Genomic DNA, 1,950 nt, shown 5'->3' with positions numbered 1-1,950 from the left:
AACTTGATAACACGATATTTTTTCAATTCATTCACAGTGAGTAATATCCTTTTCATAAGTATTAGTTTAACATTTGGGACATTTTATGTTTCGACCTACTTAGGACATTATCACTTTCGAATGATAAAATTTAAAAATTATATAAAAAACACTTTTCTTTTTGAAAGGATTGTGCTAAAATAGACCTTAGGACTGTAACGGTTGTAAATGGAAATGCTAATAACTTGTCTTTGTTCTTTGTTTTTGAAGATTATTTTCAAAATACAAAAATATTTTTAGACTTTCCTTAAAATATGTGTCAGTCAAATTGCTGGAGGAAACTTTTTAAAAAATGAACGAATTTGAAGAACTATTGAACAGCGTCGGTGACGTTAAAGTTGGTGATGTCGTAAGTGGTGAAATTCTCACTGTTGAAGGCGGTCAAGCTACTGTGGCTATTGTTGGTACAGGTGTTGAGGGTGTTTTGACACTTCGCGAACTGACAAACGAACGTGATGCTGATATTAACGACTTCGTCAAATCTGGCGATATTCGCGACCTTTTGGTTGTGAAACAAATCGTTGGTAGAGAATCAGAAGGTGCGAATGTTTATTTGCTTTCTGAAAAACGTCTTGCTGCACGTAAAGCTTTTACTGACCTTGAAGGTAGGGAAGGCGAAGTTGTCACTGTTAAAGTCGTAAAAGATGTTAAAGGTGGCTTATCAGTTGATTTCAACGGTGTTCGTGGTTTCATTCCCGCATCTATGATTGACACTTATTTTGTTCGTGATACTAAGAAATTTGTTGGCGAAGACCTTGAAGCTAAAATTATCGAAGTCAATGCTGCTGATAAACGTTTCATCTTGAGTCGTCGTGCGGTTATTGAAGAGGAGTCTAAAGCACAACGCGCTGAGGCTTTCGCTAATTTGCATGAGGGCGACATCGTTGAAGGAACTGTTGCGCGTACAACAGACTTTGGTGCTTTCATTAACCTTGGTGGCGTTGATGGGCTTGTTCACGTGACTGAGTTGTCACATGGACGTGTTAAGAAACCTAGCGATGTGGTTAAAGTTGGCGAAACTGTTCAAGTTAAAGTCTTGAAAGTTGACGAAGTAGCTGGTCGTGTGTCACTTTCTCTTAAAGCGACACAAGCAGGTCCTTGGGATGACATTGAAGAAAAAGCACCAGTTGGGGCTGTTCTAGACGGTACTGTGAAACGTATCACTGATTTCGGTGCATTCATTGAAATCTTCCCAGGTGTTGAAGGTTTGGTTCACATTTCACAAATCTCTTGGGAACGTGTTGAAAATGCTAAGGATGTTTTGTCAGTTGGTCAAGCCGTTCAAGTCAAAGTACTTGATGTGAAACCAGCTGAGGAACGTATTTCATTGTCAATCAAAGCCTTGACTGAAGCGCCAGCACGTAAAGAACGTTCAAATGATTCTGGCAATGGCGGACAACGTCGTGATTCTAAACCACGTGCGCCACGTCGCAACACAAAACCAGAATACACACTACCTGAAACGCAAGAAGGTTTCTCACTTGCTGATTTCTTAGGTGAAGATTTTGATATTAACAATTTCTAATTAAAATTATTGAAATAATTTTAGAAAACGTCCCTAAAGGGCGTTTTTTGGCTCTATAATAAATCGTGTGGGAAAAATTCCCACACGATTTTTTTGCAAAAAAATCCTTCCTTCTATAATGTGAGTTACTAAGCAACACAAAAGAAAGGAAAGACATGTTTAATTATATCCTAAGCAAGTATCATTTACAAGAAAAAGACTGGTTATATTCAGATACTTATCATTCGAAAGTGATAATGTCCTAAGTAGGTCGAAATACAAAATGTCCCAAATGTTAAACTAATACTTATGAAAAGGATATTACTCACTGTGAATGAATTGAAAAAGTATCGTGTTATCAAGTTAGTACACGATGGTAAGAAAAAGAAACAACGTGCTAGTGTCGA

Annotated in this window: 1 protein-coding gene; it reads left to right on the top strand. The window is 37.5% G+C overall.

Going from position 1 to position 1,950, the window contains the following annotated elements:
- Positions 1-331: 331 nt before the first annotated feature.
- Positions 332-1,564: a 30S ribosomal protein S1 gene (gene rpsA, locus Hs30E_RS10865; protein ID WP_172209951.1), complete on the top strand. Its 1,233-nt coding sequence runs from the start codon at positions 332-334 to the stop codon at positions 1,562-1,564.
- Positions 1,565-1,950 lie beyond the last annotated feature (386 nt).

It is taken from the genome of Pseudolactococcus hodotermopsidis (genome assembly GCF_011170085.1).
Taxonomy (GTDB): Bacteria; Bacillota; Bacilli; order Lactobacillales; family Streptococcaceae; genus Pseudolactococcus; species Pseudolactococcus hodotermopsidis.
Note: the sequence above shows the minus strand (reverse complement) of the source record. Positions and strands in the feature narration are given on the sequence as shown.

Excerpts from the sequence above, each read along its gene's own strand:
- rpsA (WP_172209951.1), top strand. The coding sequence starts at position 332 with ATGAACGAATTTGAAGAACTATTGAACAGCGTCGGTGACGTTAAAGTT.